Source organism: Vibrio sp. S234-5 (genome assembly GCF_000960595.1).
Classification (GTDB): Bacteria; Pseudomonadota; Gammaproteobacteria; order Enterobacterales; family Vibrionaceae; genus Vibrio.
The window spans coordinates 1-355 of sequence record NZ_JZAM01000352.1 but is presented as its reverse complement, the minus strand read 5'-3'; the positions used below and the strand labels follow the sequence as shown (position 1 = coordinate 355).

Below are 355 nucleotides of genomic sequence, written 5' to 3'. Positions count from 1 at the left end.
TGATCACTGGGGATTTCAGCCTGAGGTACAATTATTCGCTAACCGTGGTATCGCCGTGCTGCAAATGAACTTCAGGGGCTCAACTGGTTATGGTCGCGAGTTTTGGGAGAAGTCGTTCAAGCAATGGGGACAATCCATGCAGGATGACATTACCGACGGTGTCAAATGGGCTACCGAACAAGGTTACGCACAAGATGGCAACGTATGTATTTATGGTGCCTCTTATGGCGGCTACGCAACTCTGGCGGGGGTGACATTCACTCCTGATTTATATAAGTGCGGAATCGACTACGTTGGCGTATCTAACTTATTTACCTTTATGGACTCCATTCCACCTTATTGGGCACCATTCCTT

Annotated in this window: 1 protein-coding gene; it reads left to right on the top strand. The window is 47.9% G+C overall.

All coding sequences use genetic code 11. The features are described from left to right. On the top strand, window positions 1–355 hold a 355-nt coding region (locus tag UF06_RS18985), incomplete at both ends, for a prolyl oligopeptidase family serine peptidase (RefSeq protein WP_045571827.1).